The organism is uncultured Senegalimassilia sp., from assembly GCF_934632265.1.
Lineage (GTDB): Bacteria > Actinomycetota > Coriobacteriia > Coriobacteriales > Eggerthellaceae > Senegalimassilia.
This window is the reverse complement of sequence record NZ_CAKTYH010000131.1, coordinates 1-4874: the sequence shown is the minus strand read 5'-3', so window position 1 is coordinate 4874 and position 4874 is coordinate 1. Positions and strand designations below refer to the sequence as shown.

5 protein-coding genes are annotated in these 4874 nt (G+C 67.3%); all 5 read right to left on the bottom strand.

Features of this window, described 5'->3' with window-relative positions; genetic code table 11:
- Nucleotides 1–725, bottom strand: a 725-nt coding sequence (locus tag Q0H50_RS08370) for an NAD(P)-binding domain-containing protein (RefSeq protein ID WP_294421358.1), incomplete at its 3' end; no start/stop codon positions are given.
- A 3-nt stretch (nucleotides 726–728) separates the two neighbouring features.
- Nucleotides 729–1664 (bottom strand): DegV family protein, encoded by a 936-nt coding sequence (locus tag Q0H50_RS08365; RefSeq protein WP_294421356.1) that lies wholly within the window; start codon nucleotides 1662–1664, stop codon nucleotides 729–731.
- A 60-nt stretch (nucleotides 1665–1724) separates the two neighbouring features.
- Nucleotides 1725–2627, bottom strand: coding sequence for a DegV family protein (locus Q0H50_RS08360; RefSeq protein WP_294421353.1), 903 nt, complete (start codon nucleotides 2625–2627; stop codon nucleotides 1725–1727).
- A gap of 53 nt (nucleotides 2628–2680) precedes the next feature.
- Entirely contained in the window at nucleotides 2681–4144 is a 1464-nt protein-coding gene (locus Q0H50_RS08355; protein ID WP_294421350.1) for a nicotinate phosphoribosyltransferase, read from the bottom strand.
- 59 nt (nucleotides 4145–4203) lie between these two features.
- Nucleotides 4204–4874: hypothetical protein (locus Q0H50_RS08350; RefSeq protein WP_294421348.1), on the bottom strand; the 671-nt coding region annotated here is incomplete at its 5' end.

Genomic DNA, 4874 nt, shown 5'->3' with positions numbered 1-4874 from the left:
GCCTCGGCCTGCGGCTGGATGAGGTCGGCGTCGTCGGCGGTGGTCAGGGCCGCGGTCAGCTCGCCCATGAGCATCTCCACGGTGTAGGTGCCGTCGAAGCGGCCGTCGGTGACGGCGGCCAGCAGCGCATCGCCGGCCGGCGTGATCGCGCCGGCGCGCATGCCCGCTATCTCGCCCATATCGGAGGACGTGCGCACCGCGTGGTACAACGCGTCGGCCTCAACGGCGGCGACCAGCTGCGCCGCCGCCTGCAGGCTGTACGCGGCGCGGGCAAGCTGGGCCGAACCCGGGCCGCCGGCGTCGGTGACGTGGGCCACCAGCAGGTCGAGCACCTCGCGCGCAGCCTCCACGCAGTCCTCCTCGCCGCCTACGAAGCAGCCGAGGTTCTCGCGGGCCGCGAACGCATCGGGGACCGCCACGTCGGTGACCACGAGCGGCGCCTCGACAGCGACCAGGTCGGCAACGCAGGCCATGGCGTTGAGCTCGCGCGCGAACGTGGGCGTGGTGCACGACAGGTCGATGATCTGGGTACCCTTTCGCGCACCCTGCACGATGCCGTTATCGCCGAAGTACGCGTCCTCGAGCGCAGTCTGCGTGGTGAAGTAGGTAAGGACGGCGTCGGCCGCACCCGCATCGCCCACGCGCTGCCAGCCCGCGCCGCACAGGCGATCGGCCACCATATTCCCCACCGTCTCGTTTCCTGCGAACACGAAAGCCTTCGTCATGGCTTAACCCTCTTTCTTGATCTTGCGGGCGATGCGGTCGGCCACCGAAAGCTCCTCGCGCTTATCGCCGCCCCAAAACACCACGGCCAGCATGCCCGGCCCGACGTGGCTGCCGATGACCGGACCGATGCTGCTTTCCAAAAACAGCAGGTTGTCGTCCTCTTTCGCCAGCAGCTCCTTCAGGCGCGCCGCGTCCTTGGGGCAGTCGGCGTTGCCGATGACCACGCAACGGCCCGGCATCTGGTCGGTCATGCGCTTCGAGCAGTACTCGGCCAGCTGCCTGATGCCCTTCTTGCGGCCGCGCGCCACGCCCGTCAGCGCAAGCTTGCCCTCGATGCTGATGTTGAGCAGGGGCTTCACATCAAGCTTCGCACCCGCATAGGCCACCGTGCTAGGGATGCGGCCGCCGCGGCGCAGCGATTCCAGGTCGTCGACCATGAACTCCGCGTCCACGAAGTAGCGCGCCTCCTCGGCCCACGCCGCCAGCTCACGCGCCGTCATGCCGTTGTCGCGCTGATTGAGGGCCTCGTAGACCAACAGCGCCTCGGCGACCGACGCCAGATAGGTGTCGACCACGTACAGCTCGGCGTCGGGATGCTCGGCGATCAGCTGATCGCGCATCATCACCGCCGTGTTGAAGCTGCCGGAAAGGCCGCTGGTGAAGCTCAGGTACACCGTGGGAACGCCGCTTTCGATGGCCTTCGAGAACACGTCGTGGAACACCGTCACGGGCACCTGCGCCGTGGACGGCTGCGAACCTGCGCGCATGCCCTCGTAGAACTCGTGCGGCGTGACGGTGCGATACAGATCGTCGCTATGCTCGCCCTTCTCGTCGATATAGGGAAACTCCAGCAGCTGCACGCCGGGACGGTCGACCACCTCGAAGGGAAGGTCGCAGCAGGAGTCGATGATCAGATTGCATTTCGGCTGAGCTTCCATGCATCTCCTTTCGTTGGAACGCCCGCGCCCGCAGGCGGTGGGCGGGTTTTCGCTTCGCGCCTAGGAAGCGCAGGTCAGGGCCGCCTTCGGCCCGGTCAATTTGCCCGATATGGCATGCGCGCATTCATAGGCGACGCCGATGGCCGGGCCCACGTGCAGCCCCACCACCGGGCTTACGGGAAGCACGCTGACCTTGCGTCCGAGCATGGGCTCGATGACCTCGTGCGCCCACTTCACCGCCGGCGCCTTGTCGCCGATATAGTGCACCACCACATCGCGCAGGCCATGCTCCTCGATGTCGGCCTTCATGGCGGCGACTATCTTGTCGAGGGCTTTCTTTCGCGTGCGCACCTTGGCATAGGTGACCGGAGAGCCGTCGCGCACGGCGAGCACCGGAGCCAGCTGAATGAGGTTGCCCAGAAGCGCCGCAGCGCCGCCGATGCGGCCGCCCTTCTGCAAAAACGTCAGGCTTTCCGGCGTGAAGAGGAATCGAGTGCGCTCGATGGCGTCGAGGGCCGCCTGGGCCACGCCGCGCAGGTCCTCGCCCGCATCGCGCGCCGCCACCGCCTCGAGCACGGGGAAGGCCTCGTCGAAGCCGCACGACTGCGAGTCGATCAGCTCCCACTTGAAGCCGATGTTGCGCGCGGCAACCGCTCGGATGGCGCGCAGGGCGCCATCGTAGGCGCCCGAAAGGCCCGTTGAGATGAAGATGCCGCACACCTGGTCGCCAGCGCGGGCGGCATCTTCGAACGCCTCTTCCAGCAGCTGCTGGGAGGGCTGGCTTGACGTGGGGATATCGTCCACCATGTCGTAGATATCGGCATAGAACGCATCCAGATCCATGGTTGCGTCCTCGTATTCCCTGCCGCTGCGGTTCACGTACAGCGTGACCACCTGGATATCAAGCTGGGCGGCCATCTCCTGCGTGATCGAAGACACGGAATCGGTGATGATCCTGATCATGAACCCCCCCTATCGGAAACGCGCCGTCAAGCGCGCATACATTACATCCAACCCTAAGCGATACCGCGAAGCTTGCCAACAAGCGCGCGACGGCGCTCACAAAGACCATACTCCAGGCCCACCGGATAGGTATGGGGATTGAGCATGCGCTTTTGGCTTTCGTCCAAGCAGGCCAGACCTTCACGGCAACGCCGCTGCGCCTCCATGGCGCTGCGTCCTTCTGCATCGAGCACCACCTTGCCGTTGCGGGCCAGAGGCTCGAGCATCGTGGAAAACCGCTTGCCCGCAAGCTTCTTGCGGCGCATGGAATCGAGCGGGTCCACGATGACCTGGCCCTCGTCCACGCCGGTGTTCACATCGAACACCATATCGCCGGCGATGGTGCCGTCGTCGTTGTAGTAGCGGCGCACATCGAGCACGCCCGGCACCGTCAGCTTCGACGCGGACTCGCTGATCTTCAAGCGGTCCACCCATTCGGCCTGCCCCGGGGCACGCGTTGCGGAAAGCTTGTACACCCCGCCGAGCGTGGGCTGGTCGAACGCGCAGGCAAGCTTGGTGCCCACGCCCCAGCTGCTCACGGGAGCGCCTTCGTCCAAGATGGACTGGATGGTGTATTCGTCCAGGTCGTTGGACAGCACGATGCCGCAATCGTCCAAGCCAGCGGCATCGAGCATGCGGCGCGCCATCTTCGCCAACCAGGCTAGGTCGCCCGAGTCGATGCGGATGCCGGCCAGGCGCTCGCCCTGGGCGCGCATCTCAAGGCCCACGGTGATGGCGTTGCGGATGCCCTGCTCCACGTCGTAGGTGTCCACGAGCAGCACGCAGTTGCGCGGGAACTCGCGCGCGTAGGCGCGGAACGCCTCCAACTCGCTGGGAAACGACATCACCCACGAGTGCGCGTGCGTGCCCGACACCGGCAGACCGTAGGTTTTGCCCGCAAGCACGTTGGACGTGGACGCGCAGCCGCCTACCACGGCGGCGCGGCTGGCCCACATGCCGCCGCCTGCGCCCTGGGCACGGCGCAGGCCGAACTCGGCAACGGGCAGGCCATGTGCCGCCAGGCACACGCGAGCTGCCTTGGTAGCGATAAGCGTTTCGAAGTTCACGCAGTTCAGAAGCGCCGTCTCGATGAGCTGGCAATCCATGATGGGGCCCATCACGCGCACAATCGGCTCGTGCGGGAACACTACGGCGCCCTCGGGCACGGCGTCGACGTCCACGCGCAGCGAGAACGTGCGCAGGTAATCCAGGAACTCCGGCTTGAACAGCTTGCCCCCGCCCGGCGCATCAAGGCTTCCCAAATATTCCACGTCCTCGGCGCTGAACGAGAACCCGTCGATGAGCTCGGCAAGCTGGTCCATGCCGCAGGCGATGGCGTAACCGCCGCGGAAGGGATAGTCGCGGAAATACGCATGGAAGCACGCCTGCGTGGCGCCCTGCCCCGTTTCCCAATAGCCCTGGGCCATGGTCAGCTGATACAGGTCGGTGAGCAGCTCGTGGCCGTTTTCCCCGTGCATGTTGATACCTCCTGACGCAGGCGCCCCCGCTTTTGCCCAAGCGGGGGCGCGAAATGCTGCTAGTTGCCCTGCGGGGCGCCCTGGCCCTCGCCGGCGCCTGCGGCTTTATGGCTGCGGCGACGGGCGCGGCGATGCTGACCCGGGGCCTGGCCTTCCTGACCGCCCTCGCGCTGCTTGCGCTGGCCACCCTGGTCGGGACGGGGACCCTGAGCCAGGCCCGAGGACTTCTGGCCGGGACGCACGCGAGGCTTAGGACCTTGATTGTCGGGCTTGCCGCCGCGCTGCGCGTCGGCGCCGCCCTTGGAGCCCTGACCGCGCTTGCCTGCCTGCTGCGCCTGCCCGGACTGCTTGCCGCCCTGGTTGGGCTGCTGCTTGGCGTCCTTGCCGCCCTGGCCGCGACGCTTGCTCGGCTGCATGCCGCGGCGTTTGGCCTGGCCTTCCTTGGGCTGATTGCCGCCCTGACCGGATTGCTTGCCGGCGGGAGCGACGTTTGCAGCCTGCGCGTGATCGGTGCCCGGGGCTTGCGTCTGGCCGTCCTGCGCGGCGCCTCCCGCCACCTTGGTGGAGCGGCGGCGGCGCGGCTTGCGCGCGGGCTGGGCTGCGGCGGCCTTCTGCTCGGCATGCTCGCCCTTGCCGCGGCCGCGCCTGCTGGAACGGCCGGGCTTGGGCTCGCCCGCGCCTTCTGCCTTCTTGCCGCCGGGGACGTGGCGCACGCTGGCGCGGTCGGCCA

Excerpts from the sequence above, each read along its gene's own strand:
- Q0H50_RS08365 (WP_294421356.1), bottom strand. The coding sequence starts at position 1,664 with ATGGAAGCTCAGCCGAAATGCAATCTGATCATCGACTCCTGCTGCGAC.
- Q0H50_RS08355 (WP_294421350.1), bottom strand. The coding sequence starts at position 4,144 with ATGCACGGGGAAAACGGCCACGAGCTGCTCACCGACCTGTATCAGCTG.
- Q0H50_RS08360 (WP_294421353.1), bottom strand. The coding sequence starts at position 2,627 with ATGATCAGGATCATCACCGATTCCGTGTCTTCGATCACGCAGGAGATG.